Raw genomic sequence first — 13,555 nt, 5'->3', positions numbered from 1 at the left:
CCCTACGATTAAGATAACATCGTTGTCTAATTGGGTGGTGAGGGGCAGGTCATGGTCGCAGTGACGTTTGACGCCGCCAGCGCGAAAACGCGCTGGTTCTACGTCGGCATGTCATCGGCATTCGTGCTGATCGCGTTCGGCGGCTTCATCCCCACCTACTGGGCGAAAATGGCGAGCGGCACATTCACCGGCGCGCCGATCCTTCATATCCACGGCACGCTATTTTTTACCTGGACCCTGTTCTTTCTGGTGCAGACGACGCTGGTGGCCACCGGCCGAGTGCTGGATCACCGTTCCTGGGGCATGGCTGGCATATCTCTGGCCACCGCCATGGGGTTCACGGTCGTACTGGCGGCGATCAACTCGATGAAGGTCGCCGACGCCATCGGCATGGCGGACCAGGCCCGCCGCTTCTCGATCGTTTCGCTCACCGCCCTGGTGATGTTCGCCGGCTTCTTCGGGACCGCCATCGCCCAGGTGCGGCGACCGGAGGTCCACAAGCGGCTGATGATCCTCGCGATGATCCCCTTGATGCAGGCCGCCATGGCGCGCTTGTTTGCGACAGCCATGACCCCGCCCGGCGTCATCGGCCCACCGCCAGTCTTCGTCTCGGTCCCGCCTGGCCTCACCGTAGATCTGCTCCTGGTGGCGGCGATCGTCTACGACTGGCGCACGCGCGGCCGCCCGCACCCCGTTTATCTGATCGGCGCTCCGCTGCTGCTCGCGCAGCAAATCCTCATCGTCCCGCTCAGCGCCACCCCGGCCTGGATGTCGGCTGCGCGATGGGTCGAGGCGCTCACCGGCTGAGCGCTTGCCGCGCGCAGGCCCATGGGCGAGATAGGCGCATCTGCTTCACGGACCCGCCGCCCTGCCCGCCTCACCCCACCCTTCGCCTGACGAGCTTTCGCAAGACCTGACCATCGACTTCGTCGGCGGCGCGGTAGGCCATCGCTTTCGCTTTGGCGGCGGGCGCGGCCAGGACCTGCCGCGCGCCGCTGGGTTCACCGGAGGCGTCACGCCTAGCATCGTGGACGCCACGGCCGGCCTCGGCCGCGACGCCTTTCTGCTGGCCTCGCTGGGGGCCCAGGTGACGCTCATCGAGCGCTCGCCCCAGGTCCACGCTCGCCTGAAAGCCGGGCTGGCTGCTGCTGCCGCTGAGGGCGACGCCCCAACGGTGGAGACCGTCGCCCGGATGACCCTGCTGCACGGAGACGCCCGCGAATTGCTGAAGGGCCTCTCGGCCGACGTGGTGATCGTCGATCCCATGCATCCCGAGCGCACCTCCACCGCCCTGGTGAAGAAGGACATGCGCATCCTTCGCGAGCTCGTCGGAACAGATCCGGACCAGTTCGAATTGATGCAGGCGGCCCTGGCCTGCGCCCGCAAGCGCGTGGTCCTGAAGTGGCCGCGCAAGGGGCCGCCCATGCCTGGCCTGCGCAAGCCGTCGCATCAGATTATCGGCAAGACCCTGCGATACGACGTATTCATGACACCCTCGACCGAGAGGATCGCACCATGAGTGTCGCCTTCACCAAGGAGCAGGACAGCGAGTCGGCCGCCGCCGACCTGCCCGACCGCCCCATCTCACCGCATCCCAACCTTGTCACCGCCCGTGGCCTGGCCCAGATCGAGGACGAACTCGCCAAGGCGCGTGCGGCCTACAGCGCCGCCCAGGTCAGTGGCGACGCCGGCGCCGACCGCTCCGCCATGGCCCGCGCCACCCGGGATCTGCGCTACTATTCCGCCCGCCGCGCCAGCGCCCAGCTTATCGAGCCCGACCTCTCGCTCGACACCATCCAGTTCGGTCGCAAGGTCACCTTCGAGCGCGAGGACGGCCGCCGCCAGACCTTTGCCATCGTCGGCGAGGACGAGGCCGATCCGACCCAGGGCTCGGTGTCTTACAACTCGCCCTTGGCGCGCGCCTTGATGGGCAAGACCGTCGGCGATATCGCCACCGTGGCCGGCGCCGAGGTGGAGATCGTCGCGGTCGACTAGCGATCCTTGCTCAGGATCTCCAGCAAGGCCGGGACGCACAGCGCCGAATTCCGCGCCGCCATCGCCGCCGTTTCACCATAGGTCAGGTGACTATCCGCGCCGGCCAGGTCCGACAACGTACGAATGACGTAAAGGTCGACGTTCCAGGCGCCGGCCACCTGCGCCACCGCGCCAGATTCCATGTCTATGGCGTCCGCGCCAAACGCGGCGTGGAGCTCATCACGAGTCTCCGCGCAATTGAGGAAGTAGTCGGCGGTGATCACCCCGCCCAGATAGGGCGAAGCGTCGAGCCGCCCGGCGACCGTATCCGCCAACCGCATCAACACGGCGCGCACCGACTCGGACGCCATCGTCAGTTCATCCAGCCGCGGCGCGCCGACCGGAATGACCCCATAGGCGGTCGGCGTGAACACTCGGGCTGAAATCGCCCCATAGTCATGGATCGCCAGCCGCTCGCCCAGCAGTACCGAGCCGACGGGAAAGGCTGGATTCAGACCGCCGGCGACGCCTGCGAAAATCAGGACCCGGGCGCTGAAGACCGCCAGCAGGAGCGTCGCGGCGGCGGCCGCATTGACCTTTCCGATCCCGGCCAGGGCCACGACAATCGTCTCGTCCTCATGGCGTCCGGTCCAGACCGTTGTCGGTCCATGGACCTCGGGTTCGATGTCGAGGTGGAGCGTGGCCTTCAGCGCCGCCAGTTCTTCTGGCGTGGCGCACAGGATGCCGTACATATCTTGCGCTCCATCTAGCCCGGCCGCTTGTCCCCCGCCGCCCGCAGGACGAACGCCAGGATCTCCGCCACGGCGACATAGAGGCGTTCGGGGATCTCCGTCTCCAGTTCGATAGTCGACAGCGCCTCGGCCAGCACCGCGTTCTTCTCGATTGGCACGCCATGAGCTTCGGCGGCCTCAATGATCCTCTGGCCGATCAGACCACGGCCGCTGGCAACGACGCGGGGAGCGTTCGGGGCGTCATAGGTCAAGGCCACGGCCACCGGCCGCTTACCGGGCGTGCTCATGAGGTCTGGTCCACCAGCTGGCCGGCATGCGGCTCAGCGTTCCGCGGCGCGCCCGGATGCACCGCGATCTCGGCGCGGAAACTGGCCCGCGCCAGCGCAGCGCTCAACATCGCCTGGTCGTCACGCAAGCGCGCCAACCCCATCTCTCGCTCGGCCCATAGGCTGACAACCGCCTGATCGCCCACCAGGGACACCCGGGCATGAATTGGCCCCAACGGTTCGATGTCCAAGGAGAACGCCACCCGCCAGGCCGGTTCGCCTCCCACGCCGCCAGCTCCATCGCGGCTGATCTCGAACTGGGCCACGCTCGCGCCCTGCGGCGTCGTGAATGGCATCTCGAACATCCAGCGCGTGACCTGAGCGTCCAGAGCCTCACCCGGCGCAGCGGGCAGCGAGGCTATCTGCAGCAGCTCCTGGCGCGCCACGGCGGCCTGGGTCTCAGCGAGCAGCCGTTGGCCGACCGCGCTGGGAGCAGCATCGGCGGGCAGGCTCGGTGTGGCGCTAGGCTGAGCCCGCGTCGATCCGGCCCTATAGGGGGGCGGCGGCGTTTTGGCCGGATTGCGAGGCGCCGGGGCCCGTGGGGCGCCCGCCAGCCAGGCGGTCAGCGCCTGGTTCAGCACCAGTAGTCCGGCCTTCATGTCCTGACCAATCGGCGACGTTTGGGGAGCCGCTGCGAGGTTTGCCTCGAGGAAAAGGCCCGACCGGCTGAGCGCCCTAGCGAGGTCGCCTGCAGTGACGCCGGCGCTGGCAGGACTGGCCTGGGCCAGGACCTGGGCGGCAGCCGATCGCACAGGCGTCGGCAGCGCCGGATTGCTGGCCGCCTGGGCGAGGTCCGCCATGAGCGGCGCCAACCCGCCCTGCCGCACCGCCGCGCCCTCGGCGGTCTGGGCCAGGACCTGTGCGGAGATCTGCCCCGCCCCGATCTCTATCGAGGGAGTAGAGGCCGGCACCACGGGGATCACCGGACGAACCGGCGTCACCGGGATCGTCACCTGGGGCATCATCGGCCCGGTGATGGGCGTGATCGTCACGTCGAAATCATCCCGTGAAAGGCCCGTCGATTCTATCCACAGGCGGTGAAGCGAGCCTTAAGCTATGGCGAAGGCCGCGAGCCTGCTATTCGCAACATTGATGACCCTCGACCAGCTCCCGCCCCTGCGCGACACCCTCGCCGAGCACGGCCTTCTGGCCAAGAAGAGCTTTGGCCAGCACTTCCTCCTCGACCTCAATATCACCCGCAAGATCGCTCGCCTGGCGCAGGTCGGCCCCGGCGATCATGTGATCGAGGTCGGCCCGGGACCGGGCGGCCTCACGCGCGCCCTGTTGGAGACCGGCGCGCGGGTCACGGCCGTCGAGGCCGATCCCCGTTTTGCCCCGCTGCTGGAGGAACTGTCGGCCGCATCAGGCGGCGCCCTGACCCTGCGACTGGAAGACGCCCTCACCACGAACGAGACCGAGGTCGCTGGCGGCGTGCCGGCCCACATGGTCTCCAACCTGCCCTACAACGTCGGCACGCCCTTACTGATCAAATGGCTGACGGGCGCTTTCACTCCCGCGTCGATGACCTTGATGTTCCAGAAGGAAGTGGCTGATCGTGTGGCCGCTGAACCTGGCTCGGACGCCTATGGGCGGCTCTCGGTGATCGCCCAGGCGACCAGCCACGCCCAAGTCGTGATGGACGTTCCAGCTCGCGCCTTCACCCCGCCGCCGAAGGTCGCCTCGGCCGTGGTTCGCCTGACGCCCCTCGCCGAGCGGCCGGAGGCGCCGCGCCTCGACGCCCTGCAAACCATCACCGCCGCAGCCTTTGGCCAACGCCGCAAGATGCTGCGCTCCAGCCTCAAGGCGCTGGGCGGCGGCGATCTCTGCGAGGCCGCCGGCGTCCCGCCTGAAGCGCGGGCCGAAACCATCGACATTGAAGGGTTTCTCGCCCTTGCCGACACCTGGCGGCTGCGCTGACCGTCAGAGCCCTTGCGCCCAATTGAGCGCGTAGTCGCCGACCCCTTCCCAGCCTGGCTCGGCGATCAGGAAATGCGAGCGACCCGGGAAGAACTTGAAGTCGGTCTTCGCGTCCGAGTGCTTTTGCACATTGTAAGAGGCCTTAGAGACATAGGGCGTGACCGTGCGGTCGTGCTCGGCCGCCATGATCAGCAGCGGCTGGGTTCGCCGCTTTGGATTGACCCAAGTCCCGATCGAGCCTGCCGCTTGATAGAAAATCATCCCCGGCGTCGGCACGACCAGCTTGTCATAGGCTGCCGCCTGCATCTCCGGTGAGACGGTGTTGGCGAAATTCTTGGCAAAGCCCTCCCGGGACAGGGTGTAGGGACGCATCCAGCCCCCCACCCGCGCGATCACCGGCAGGGCCGCCGCCAGCGAGATCGGGCCGGGAATGACGCCGCCAACCGGCCCCGGACTGATGCCGATTCCAGCCGCGCCGAGCCCCCTATCCAGCAACATCTGGACATAGAGGCCCCCGAAGGAGTGGCCGATAATCAGCGGTTTTTCTGGCAGTTTCTCGATAAAGGACTGGTAGTGATCGACGATCGGCCCAATCCCCAATCCTCCGAACCCCGCAGGCGGATTGGCGCGCAACTCGGCTGCAGTTCCCTGGTCGAGATAGGGCCAGGTTGGCGCATGTACCGTGTAGCCCGCCGCCTCGAACGGCTTGCGCAGGCTGTCCCAGCACTCCGGCGTCATCCAGGCGCCGTGGACGAAAACCACGGTCTTGGTCGAGCTCTCAGCCACGTTAGATATCTCCAATTATGTTTTGTTTTTACGCGACTCTCTAAGCTTCGCTTTAGACCTCACGCCTCGCCGCCCAGTCGATTGCGCGTGCGGCGACCTCCTCCCAACCCGGCTCGGCGATCAGCAAGTGAGATCGGTCGGCGAACTGCGTGAAGTCGGTGGGAGCAAGCGAATGGCGTTGAAGGTTGAAGGTCGCCTTGGAAATGTAGGGCGTGATCAGCCTGTCACCTTCGCTCCCGGTGATCAGGAGGGGAACCGTTCGCCGCGCCGGCCTGACGACGGTCCCGAGCCAGGTCGCCGCTTGGTGCAGGATGCGGCCCGAGGTCGGGATTACGTAGGTGTCGTAGGATGAGTTCTGGAACACCGGCGGAGCGGTGTTGGCGAACCGCTTGGACCAGACCTGGCGGCTCATGGCATAGGGACGGTTCCAACCGTTCCACCGTGCGACCGCCGGCAGCACCGCAGTCAGCGAAGTAGGTCCCGGAACAATACCGCCTATCGGCACCGGATTGATCGCCACACCCGCCCGGCCCACCCCGCGGTCCAGCAGCATCTGCGTGAAAAGCCCGCCGAACGAATGACCCACGATGAGCGGCGCATCTGGAAGCGTCGTGATGAACGCCTGCAGACGGTCGACGATGGAGCCGGTGGTCAGCGCGCCAAAGCCTGATGGCGGGCTTTCGTTGAGCTCCCGCGCACTGCGCCCCTCCAGCATGGGCCATGTCGGGGTGTGCACCGTGTAGCCGGCGGCCTCGAAAGGCTGGCGGAAGGTGTCCCATGATTGCGCCGTGACCCAGGCCCCGTGGATCAAAACCAACGACCGACCGCCCCCCTGGCTCATGGACGTCAGCCCCGTATGAAGGCGAGCAGGTCGGCGTTGAGCTGGTCCTGATGGGTGACCGCCAGGCCGTGCGGCGCGCCTGGATAGACCTTCAGCGTCGCGTCCTTGATGATCTTCGCCGACATCCGTCCGGCCGCATCAATCGGCACGATCTGGTCGTCGTCGCCATGGATGATCAGGGTCGGCACGTCGATCTTCTTCAGATCCTCGGTGTAGTCGACCTCGGAGAACTCATGGATGCAGTCGAGCTGTCCCTTCAGCCCCCCCATCATCCCCTGCAGCCAGAAGGAATCTCGCACCCCCTCGGACAAGGTGGCGCCGGGCCGATTGTAGCCGAAGAACGGCGTCGCCAGATCCTTGTAGAACTGGGCTCGGTTGTCGAACGTGCCCTTGCGGATACCGTCGAAGACCTCGATCGGCAGGCCGCCAGGATTGCCGACGGTCTTCAGCATCAACGGCGGCACAGCGCTGACCAGCACCGCCTTCGCCACGCGGCCCGTTCCGTGGCGACCCAGATAATGGGCGACCTCCCCGCCTCCGGTCGAATGGCCGACCATGACAAGGTCCTTGAGGTCCAGCGCCTCGATCAGCGCAGCCAGGTCGTCAGCATAGGTGTCCATGTCGTTCCCGTCCCAGGTCTGGTCGGAACGGCCGTGACTGCGGCGATCATGCGCGATCACCCGGTAGCCTTGCGCCCCCAGGAACGCCATCTGTCCATCCCACGCGTCGGCGCAGAGGGGCCAGCCGTGAGAGAACAACACCGGCTGTCCTTTCCCCCAGTCCTTGTAGAAAATCGTCACGCCGTCCTTTGTAGTGATCGTGGCCATCGTCTTTTCCTGCAGCTTCAAAGCTGAGCCGTCGAACGTTCAACTCAGCTCTGGATGTTCGGATATCGTCGGTTTTCGAGACCTTCGCACAACGCACGGTAAGCGCGAACCCCTGTTGGATTTCAGCACCGACGGCTGTGATAGGTGCGGCGAACGACCTCCTGCCCAGAAGGCGCTCATCGGCGCCGGCGCGGCGCCTCGATCACGAACACGAAAAAGGGCCCGCGCGAGGCGCAGGCCCTGATGAAGACTCCTGAAAGGAGTTGCTGGACGAACTGACCGGGTTGCCGGCCTGCTACCAGACCGGCCCGCGCCCAGGCGAATAGTAGCCCGGCAGGCCGTAGCCTAAAGACTCCCCAAACGGGTAGCCGTAGGCCCCGCGATAGTAGCCACGAGCGTTCTTTTCCTGGCCGAAGCTGAGCGCCAACGTTCCATTGTCCCCGAGCGGCATGACACTGGTGATGTAGGCGCTGCGATAGCCGCCGCTTCCGACCGCGACACCGACCTCGCCATGCATCTGGCGATCTTCGCGCCGCAGGTCGAGCAGCTGGCCGTCGCTATCGTCAGCATTGACGGGGCTTTCGGTCAGCCAACGCTGGATCTGCGCGGCGGTGTCTTCGAGCGGCGCCGCGGCGGCTGGCGGCGCGGGCGCCGGCTCGCTCGCTACGACATCGCTCAGCGCCGCGCCGGTGGCCCCGGCGGTCGCCATCGCCTCCTGGGCCTGAGCGCCGCCTGCGGCCATGGCCAGGGCGATGATCCCCGCCGCCATCGTCTTCGATGATGTCCGCATGACGCACGCTCCACTGAAGCTCAAGCTTAGCGCCTTGATATGGGCGCTCTTGTGGCCTTATCCAACCAACAGTGAGCTGGCGCCGTCCCAGGCGAGCTTGCCGCCCACCGCGATCAGCAGGCCATAGATGATCTTGTAGAAGTTCCGCCCGGGCACCCGGCGGACCAGCCAGACCCCGGCCCAGGTCGAGGCGATGGCCAGAGGCAGCAGCACCGCGGCGGTCGATAGGCTCTCGCGGGTGAACTGGCCCAGCGCCCAATAGGCGGGAACCTTCATCCAGTTCACGACGGCGAAGAAGATGGCGCTGGTGCCGATGAACACATCACGCGCTAGCTTCTTGGGCATCACATAGATCTGGAACGGCGGCCCGCCCGCGTGGGCGATCTGGCTGGTGAAGCCGGCGGCGATCCCGGCCAGCACCCCGCGCCAAGGCAATCCTTCCGGCCGCGCCTCGGCGACCGGCGCCGTAGCCCGCTCGACCCACAGCCGCTGCACGGCGAACACCATTGAGATCGCGCCGACCGCCAACTCGACCGCGCCAGGCTTGACGAACGCCGCCAAGGCGAAGCCCAGCCCGATCCCGATCGCCGCGCTGGGCAGCATCACCAGCAGCACCCGCTTGTCCCACGTCTTCCGGAACGCCCACACGCTGACCACGTCCTGGACGATCAGGATCGGCAGGGTGATCGAGGCGGCCAGCACCGGCGAAACGCTAAGCGCCATCAACGGCACCGCGATCACCCCGATGCCGGAGAACCCGCCCTTGGCCAGGCCAAGCAGGATCACCGCGGGAATCGCCACCGCGTAGAAGAATGGGTCAGTCAGCAGTGGGTGGTCACTTCCGCTTGCCGAGTTCGGCCGCGATGTCCTTGACGTTGTGGCCCACCTTGCGGTGCGCGGCTACGACCTGATCGGCGGTCACGCCCCAGCGCTTGGCCCAGAACGCCACCTCATGACGCTCGCGGACGTCGATCCGCGGATTGTCGCGAAAGTCCCGCTTGCCCTTCGGTTCGGCCATGACGCTCTCCGCTTCCTAAGGGCCCGCCATACCAAGTCCGCTGGCCGCCGCCTACGTCCATTGCAGCTACTTTCGCGTCAAAGGGGATATGGCGCGCCGCTGCTTTCTGCGCTCAACTGCAGGCCATGTTGATCCATCTTGCCGCTGCTCCTCGCCCCGCCGCCTTAGCGCCCGCATTCCGCCTCCCTGCCATCGAAATCGCGAAATGAGCCCCGTGTCGGATCTCAAGATAGGCGTCGACGTCCCGTGGATCGCCAGCTGGTCGGAGGAGCCGCAGACAGGCGTCTCCCGCTGCCCCAGCGTCGATGGCCAACTGGCCATCAGCCAGGAAATCAAACCCGGCGTGGGCGAGCCCGTCTACACTCGGGCCCATCTCTTCCGCCAACGCAGGTCTGTGGGTGAGATGCGCTGCCCGATGTGCGGTGAGCCGACTCAAGAGGATGATCGTTGGAGCCGGACCGCCCAGCCGACCACCGCAGGTGCTTTGCGAGCCAAAGGTCTTGGCCCGGCGCTGCCGCCAGCCATGCCCGATTCACAGCCGTTGCTGGACTGCGGAGCCATTGCGCCCATGCACCGCGCCTGCGTCGACCTGGGCCCTGCCGAACGGCTGCTTCCGGACGACAAATCCGGGCGTGAGTTGCGACGCTTTCCGAAGGCCTGGATCATCATGCCGATGTGGGTCGAGGGTCGCCCTCCTCAACCGCAGGGCAAGAGCGTAGCGGTCGTCAGCTTCCTCCAGCTCATCGGGGTCGAAGGAGCCTAGCGGCCCTATTGCGGGGCGCTGGGCCGCGACACCACGAACAGCGCGCAGGCCGCCAGAGCGACGGCGACCAACAGGGCCAGCCATGGCTTGGGGTGAACGCTTAGGAAGAACAGCACGAAGCCGCCGGCCATGCCGGCGCAAGCCAGCACCTTGGCTTTGCGCGGGATCGCGCCATTCTCGCGCCAGGCCCGGACCAGGGGGCCGAAGTCCTTGTGATCCAGGATCCAAGCTTCCATGCGCGGGGACGACTTGGCGAAACAGGCGGCGGCCAGGATGAGAAACACCGTGGTCGGCAACAGCGGCAGGAACGCGCCCACCACACCCAGCGCGGTGAACCCCAGCCCCAAAAGCAAGTAAATCGCCCGCGTCATACTGTTGCGAGTCTCTATCAGAAACGCGGCGATGGATAGGGGGTCAGTGCAACGCAGCGACACGAAGGGCCAAGGCGACGTTCACCGCCTCGTAGGCCGGCGTAAAATCGCGCGCGATCTTGGCCTTGGTCCAGGTTCGCGCCAACAGCCCGCCCAGGATTTCGGTGTGCAGAACATGGGTCTCGCGTCCGCGGGGCGTAAGCAGAAAGCCGTGACGCCCAGCGAACAGGAACGGCACATGACCAGCCCAGGCCAGTTCTCGACCTGGCTCGGCGGCGACGATCCGAACCGTTTGCCGAACCACGGCGTCGCCGCCCGACGCCAGATTGCGGAACACCATCGGCACCCGCGCGCCCAGACGCGCTTGGCCCCACGCCTGGAGGTTCAGCGGGTTCCATTCGCCATAGCGCGAGAAGTCGGAGAGCACCGCCCAGATCTCGTCAGGCGACGCTGGTATCACGGCCTCGGTGCGGATCTGATGCATAGACCGAATATAGCGCAGGTTGCCGCTCCGTCAGCGCACTCGGCAGTTTCGGCGAGATCGCTGGATCAACCAACCTTGAGCGCGAACTGTCTGGCGCCCGACAGACCTAACTCGACATCGACGGGCAGAAAGTCGTTAAACTGATCTGGGCGACGCACATGACGAACTATCAGATTTATCTCCTCGAAGGTTCCCGGTTGCGGCTCGGCGGGACGCTGGAATGTGAAAGCGACGCCGAGGCGGTGGACCGCTTCATCGCTGCGCACCTGCGCCCCTACCCCGCCGAGCTTTGGGACGGCGGACGCCGCGTCGCCCAACTGACGCCCGACGGGACGCTGGCAGTAGGCGATCTTCCCGGCCGCTCCCAAACCGCCTGAGCCACGGCCCCTAGCCGCTGCAATCGCCAAGCGCTCGTGCTGTAATCGCACCATGGCCCTGACCGACATCGCGACGCGCACCTACAACCACGGCTGGCGACTGGACCCTATCGTCCGCAGCCTGCTCGACACCGACTTCTACAAGTTGCTGATGCTGCAGCTCATATGGTCGCTGCACCCTGACGTGCGGGCGACGTTCTCGCTGATCAACCGTAGCCGCCATGTCCGCCTGGCCGAGGTTGTCGATGAAGGGGAGTTGCGGGCCCAACTGGACCATGCTCGCACCCTGACCTTCACCAACAAGGAGTTGATCTGGCTGGCCGGCAACAGTTTCTACGGCAAGACCCAGATGTTCAGCCCAGCCTTCATCGCCTGGCTGCGGGACTTTCAGCTACCCGAGTACGAGCTGTCCAAGAAGGACGGCCAGTACGAACTGCACTTCCATGGCCCCTGGACCCACACGACCATGTGGGAGATCCCGGCCCTGGCCATCGTCAACGAACTGCGCACCCGCGCGGCGCTGCGCGATCAGGGCCGCTTCGCGCTCGATGTTCTATACGCTCGCGCCAAAGCAAAGCTCTGGGGCAAGGTCGAACGCCTCCGACAGCTGGAGGGGTTGGCTCTATCGGACTTCGGCACCCGCCGCCGCCATTCGTTCCTCTGGCAAGCCTGGTGCGTCGAAGCGCTGAAGGAAGGCGTCGGCGGGGCGCTGCTCGGCACTTCCAACGTGCTGCTGGCCATGAACAACGACCTGGAGGCCATCGGCACCAACGCCCACGAATTGCCAATGGTCGCCGCGGCCCTTGCGAACACCGAAGACGAGCTTCGCCAGGCGCCCTACCACGTGCTCGACGAATGGCGGCACACCTATGGCGGCAATCTATTGATCGCCCTGCCCGACGCCTACGGCACCCGCGCCTTCCTTAACGACGCCCCGGACTGGGTCGCCGACTGGACCGGCTTTCGCCCCGACAGCGCCCCGCCGATCGAAGGCGGCGAGGAGATCATCGCCTGGTGGAAGGCCAAGGGAATAGACCCGCGCTCCAAGCTGCTGGTGTTCTCCGACGGTATGGACATCGACACCATCGAGCAGGTCCACGCCCATTTCGCCGGCCGTGTGCGGACCAGCTTTGGCTGGGGCACCAACCTGACGAACGACTTCAAGGGCTGCCTGCCCAGCAATGGCCAGGGGAGCGGCGACGCCCTCGCCCCGATCTCCCTGGTCTGCAAGGTCACCAGCGCCAACGGCCGTCCGGCTGTGAAGCTGTCGGACAATCCCGAAAAGGCGACTGGGGATCCGGCGGAGATTGCCCGCTACCTGCGAGTGTTCGGCGACGCCGGCCGGGTCCGGTCGACAGTCAGCGTCTAGCCCTTAGGTTGATGCCCCTGACCAGGTGAAGCGGAGGATCGGGCCGTTCCAGTGCGCGTCGTCAACGTCGGTTTCGGAGATGCGTCTCGCCCTGCCCGTTTCTCGCACGGTCCGTCGCCAGAAGGCCAAGGCACGAACGTTCTTGCGCGCCACCGCCACCTCCCACGAGCCCGGCCGCTGCGAGAAGATCATCTCGGCCGCCTCGCGTCCCACGCCGCCGCCACGATGTTTTCGCAGGATGAAGAACTCGGCCACACTGCTCTGCACCGGCTGGCCGGCGTGGGCCTGATCGTTGATGAGGGCGAAACCGGCCAGGACGCCGTCTCGCCAGATCAGTTGCGCCGACCAAGCGGGCCGGGTCCAGTAATCGGCCAAGGGGTAGGCCTCGAATTGACCGTCAGCGGTCAAGTCGCCCCTGGACGTCCCCGCCCAAAATTCCGAAAAATCGTGGGTGTAGAACTGCATCAGGTTCTGAAGGATCGGCTCCTGCTGCGCGGAAGCCTGGATCAGAGTTACGGTCATGGGCGCAAGGGTCTGGAGGATAGATGAAACTCGAGGCGAGCGAACACAGAATGCTGGTGCTCAGGGCCGCCGACCTCGCAGAGCTAGTCCTCCCATATTTTGAGAACCAGCGCCCGCACGACCAACGTCCGCGCCATGCGATCGCAGCAGCCCGCGCCTGGGCCCGAGGCGAGATCGCGGTCGGCCAGGCCCGGGCCGCCGCCTTCGCCGCCCACGCCGCGGCGCGCGAAACCACCAATCCCCCCGCCCGCGCCGCGGCGCGGGCAGCCGGTCATGCCGCCGCTACCGCTCACGTCGCCAGCCACGCCCCGCACGTCGCCGACTATGCGGCAGACGCCGAGCCTAAGGCCTGAATTTCGCCCCCAGACGACTTGGAGGTGGTGGCTAGCGCCGACCTAAGGGTTCGGCCCGATATACCGAGGTTACACCAGCCATTAG

Annotated in this window: 20 protein-coding genes; 8 read left to right on the top strand and 12 right to left on the bottom strand. The window is 66.2% G+C overall.

All coding sequences use genetic code 11. From position 1 onward, the window contains the following. Positions 1–51 precede the first annotated feature (51 nt). The 3 genes from Q8M13_RS13085 to greA are packed head-to-tail and all read left to right on the top strand — an operon-like array spanning position 52 to position 1,995. Positions 52–807, top strand: coding sequence for a hypothetical protein (locus tag Q8M13_RS13085; protein WP_305300398.1), 756 nt, complete (start codon positions 52–54; stop codon positions 805–807). A 40-nt stretch (positions 808–847) separates the two neighbouring features. Continuing rightward, the gene (locus Q8M13_RS13080; RefSeq protein WP_370870052.1) at positions 848–1,519 is read left to right on the top strand and encodes a class I SAM-dependent methyltransferase; all 672 of its coding nucleotides are present in this window, start codon (positions 848–850) and stop codon (positions 1,517–1,519) included. Further along, positions 1,516–1,995 carry a transcription elongation factor GreA gene (gene greA / locus Q8M13_RS13075; protein ID WP_305300397.1) on the top strand — a complete coding sequence of 160 codons (480 nt, stop codon included), beginning with the start codon at positions 1,516–1,518 and terminating at the stop codon, positions 1,993–1,995. The genes Q8M13_RS13080 and greA overlap by 4 nt, the downstream gene beginning before the upstream one ends. On the opposite strand, the gene mtnN is transcribed toward greA, so the two are convergent. The 3 genes from mtnN to Q8M13_RS13060 are packed head-to-tail and all read right to left on the bottom strand — an operon-like array spanning position 1,992 to position 4,044. Next, a complete protein-coding gene (mtnN, locus tag Q8M13_RS13070; RefSeq protein ID WP_305300396.1) occupies positions 1,992–2,726 on the bottom strand; it encodes a 5'-methylthioadenosine/S-adenosylhomocysteine nucleosidase in 735 nt (244 codons plus the stop codon). The genes greA and mtnN overlap by 4 nt on opposite strands. A gap of 14 nt (positions 2,727–2,740) precedes the next feature. Continuing rightward, positions 2,741–3,013, bottom strand: a complete 273-nt coding sequence (locus tag Q8M13_RS13065; protein ID WP_305300395.1) for an EscU/YscU/HrcU family type III secretion system export apparatus switch protein — start codon at positions 3,011–3,013, stop codon at positions 2,741–2,743. Next, entirely contained in the window at positions 3,010–4,044 is a 1,035-nt protein-coding gene (locus Q8M13_RS13060) for a flagellar hook-length control protein FliK (protein ID WP_305300394.1), read from the bottom strand. Before Q8M13_RS13060 ends, Q8M13_RS13065 begins: the two co-directional genes overlap by 4 nt. A gap of 100 nt (positions 4,045–4,144) precedes the next feature. Between Q8M13_RS13060 and rsmA the strand changes: the two genes are divergently transcribed. Next, complete coding sequence (gene rsmA / locus Q8M13_RS13055) at positions 4,145–4,969, top strand: 16S rRNA (adenine(1518)-N(6)/adenine(1519)-N(6))-dimethyltransferase RsmA (RefSeq protein WP_305300451.1); 825 nt, start codon at positions 4,145–4,147, stop codon at positions 4,967–4,969. 3 nt (positions 4,970–4,972) lie between these two features. Here the strand turns inward: rsmA and Q8M13_RS13050 are convergent, their stop codons facing one another. From Q8M13_RS13050 to Q8M13_RS13025, 6 genes are all read right to left on the bottom strand, one after another. Beyond that, entirely contained in the window at positions 4,973–5,755 is a 783-nt protein-coding gene (locus Q8M13_RS13050; protein WP_305300393.1) for an alpha/beta hydrolase, read from the bottom strand. 52 nt (positions 5,756–5,807) lie between these two features. Continuing rightward, positions 5,808–6,572: an alpha/beta hydrolase gene (locus Q8M13_RS13045; RefSeq protein WP_305300392.1), complete on the bottom strand. Its 765-nt coding sequence runs from the start codon at positions 6,570–6,572 to the stop codon at positions 5,808–5,810. 29 nt (positions 6,573–6,601) lie between these two features. Then, positions 6,602–7,423 (bottom strand): alpha/beta fold hydrolase, encoded by an 822-nt coding sequence (locus Q8M13_RS13040; RefSeq protein ID WP_305300391.1) that lies wholly within the window; start codon positions 7,421–7,423, stop codon positions 6,602–6,604. 295 nt (positions 7,424–7,718) lie between these two features. Then, entirely contained in the window at positions 7,719–8,213 is a 495-nt protein-coding gene (locus Q8M13_RS13035; RefSeq protein ID WP_305300390.1) for a hypothetical protein, read from the bottom strand. A gap of 57 nt (positions 8,214–8,270) precedes the next feature. Then, complete coding sequence (locus Q8M13_RS13030) at positions 8,271–9,041, bottom strand: sulfite exporter TauE/SafE family protein (RefSeq protein WP_305300450.1); 771 nt, start codon at positions 9,039–9,041, stop codon at positions 8,271–8,273. Positions 9,042–9,048: 7 nt separating this feature from the next. Continuing rightward, positions 9,049–9,231 carry a DUF3606 domain-containing protein gene (locus tag Q8M13_RS13025; protein WP_305300389.1) on the bottom strand — a complete coding sequence of 61 codons (183 nt, stop codon included), beginning with the start codon at positions 9,229–9,231 and terminating at the stop codon, positions 9,049–9,051. A 205-nt stretch (positions 9,232–9,436) separates the two neighbouring features. On the opposite strand from Q8M13_RS13025, the gene Q8M13_RS13020 reads away from it, so the two are divergent. Next, positions 9,437–9,994 carry a hypothetical protein gene (locus Q8M13_RS13020; RefSeq protein ID WP_305300388.1) on the top strand — a complete coding sequence of 186 codons (558 nt, stop codon included), beginning with the start codon at positions 9,437–9,439 and terminating at the stop codon, positions 9,992–9,994. A 5-nt stretch (positions 9,995–9,999) separates the two neighbouring features. Here Q8M13_RS13020 and Q8M13_RS13015 read toward each other — a convergent pair whose 3' ends face one another. Next, entirely contained in the window at positions 10,000–10,365 is a 366-nt protein-coding gene (locus tag Q8M13_RS13015; protein ID WP_305300387.1) for a YbaN family protein, read from the bottom strand. Positions 10,366–10,408: 43 nt separating this feature from the next. Further along, on the bottom strand, positions 10,409–10,849 hold the full coding sequence (locus Q8M13_RS13010) for an SRPBCC domain-containing protein (RefSeq protein ID WP_305300385.1): 441 nt from the start codon (positions 10,847–10,849) through the stop codon (positions 10,409–10,411). Between the two features lie 158 nt (positions 10,850–11,007). Between Q8M13_RS13010 and Q8M13_RS13005 the strand changes: the two genes are divergently transcribed. Continuing rightward, entirely contained in the window at positions 11,008–11,226 is a 219-nt protein-coding gene (locus Q8M13_RS13005) for a hypothetical protein (protein WP_305300384.1), read from the top strand. A gap of 52 nt (positions 11,227–11,278) precedes the next feature. Next, positions 11,279–12,595 carry a nicotinate phosphoribosyltransferase gene (pncB, locus tag Q8M13_RS13000; RefSeq protein ID WP_305300383.1) on the top strand — a complete coding sequence of 439 codons (1,317 nt, stop codon included), beginning with the start codon at positions 11,279–11,281 and terminating at the stop codon, positions 12,593–12,595. A 3-nt stretch (positions 12,596–12,598) separates the two neighbouring features. Here the strand turns inward: pncB and Q8M13_RS12995 are convergent, their stop codons facing one another. Continuing rightward, positions 12,599–13,117, bottom strand: a complete 519-nt coding sequence (locus Q8M13_RS12995) for a GNAT family N-acetyltransferase (RefSeq protein WP_305300382.1) — start codon at positions 13,115–13,117, stop codon at positions 12,599–12,601. A gap of 23 nt (positions 13,118–13,140) precedes the next feature. On the opposite strand from Q8M13_RS12995, the gene Q8M13_RS12990 reads away from it, so the two are divergent. Further along, positions 13,141–13,470, top strand: coding sequence for a putative immunity protein (locus tag Q8M13_RS12990; protein ID WP_305300381.1), 330 nt, complete (start codon positions 13,141–13,143; stop codon positions 13,468–13,470). The last annotated feature ends 85 nt before the right edge of the window (positions 13,471–13,555 follow it).

Origin of the sequence: Phenylobacterium sp. (assembly GCF_030681155.1) — a bacterium.
Lineage (GTDB): Bacteria > Pseudomonadota > Alphaproteobacteria > Caulobacterales > Caulobacteraceae > Phenylobacterium.
This window is presented reverse-complemented; position numbering and strand designations above follow the sequence as displayed.

Coding starts and splice junctions, on each gene's coding strand:
- Q8M13_RS13085 (WP_305300398.1), top strand. CDS start 52: ATGGTCGCAGTGACGTTTGACGCCGCCAGCGCGAAAACGCGCTGGTTC.
- greA (WP_305300397.1), top strand. CDS start 1,516: ATGAGTGTCGCCTTCACCAAGGAGCAGGACAGCGAGTCGGCCGCCGCC.
- mtnN (WP_305300396.1), bottom strand. CDS start 2,726: ATGTACGGCATCCTGTGCGCCACGCCAGAAGAACTGGCGGCGCTGAAG.
- Q8M13_RS13065 (WP_305300395.1), bottom strand. CDS start 3,013: ATGAGCACGCCCGGTAAGCGGCCGGTGGCCGTGGCCTTGACCTATGAC.
- rsmA (WP_305300451.1), top strand. CDS start 4,145: ATGACCCTCGACCAGCTCCCGCCCCTGCGCGACACCCTCGCCGAGCAC.
- Q8M13_RS13040 (WP_305300391.1), bottom strand. CDS start 7,423: ATGGCCACGATCACTACAAAGGACGGCGTGACGATTTTCTACAAGGAC.
- Q8M13_RS13035 (WP_305300390.1), bottom strand. CDS start 8,213: ATGCGGACATCATCGAAGACGATGGCGGCGGGGATCATCGCCCTGGCC.
- Q8M13_RS13025 (WP_305300389.1), bottom strand. CDS start 9,231: ATGGCCGAACCGAAGGGCAAGCGGGACTTTCGCGACAATCCGCGGATC.
- Q8M13_RS13020 (WP_305300388.1), top strand. CDS start 9,437: ATGAGCCCCGTGTCGGATCTCAAGATAGGCGTCGACGTCCCGTGGATC.
- Q8M13_RS13015 (WP_305300387.1), bottom strand. CDS start 10,365: ATGACGCGGGCGATTTACTTGCTTTTGGGGCTGGGGTTCACCGCGCTG.
- Q8M13_RS13010 (WP_305300385.1), bottom strand. CDS start 10,849: ATGCATCAGATCCGCACCGAGGCCGTGATACCAGCGTCGCCTGACGAG.
- Q8M13_RS13005 (WP_305300384.1), top strand. CDS start 11,008: ATGACGAACTATCAGATTTATCTCCTCGAAGGTTCCCGGTTGCGGCTC.
- pncB (WP_305300383.1), top strand. CDS start 11,279: ATGGCCCTGACCGACATCGCGACGCGCACCTACAACCACGGCTGGCGA.
- Q8M13_RS12995 (WP_305300382.1), bottom strand. CDS start 13,117: ATGACCGTAACTCTGATCCAGGCTTCCGCGCAGCAGGAGCCGATCCTT.
- Q8M13_RS12990 (WP_305300381.1), top strand. CDS start 13,141: ATGAAACTCGAGGCGAGCGAACACAGAATGCTGGTGCTCAGGGCCGCC.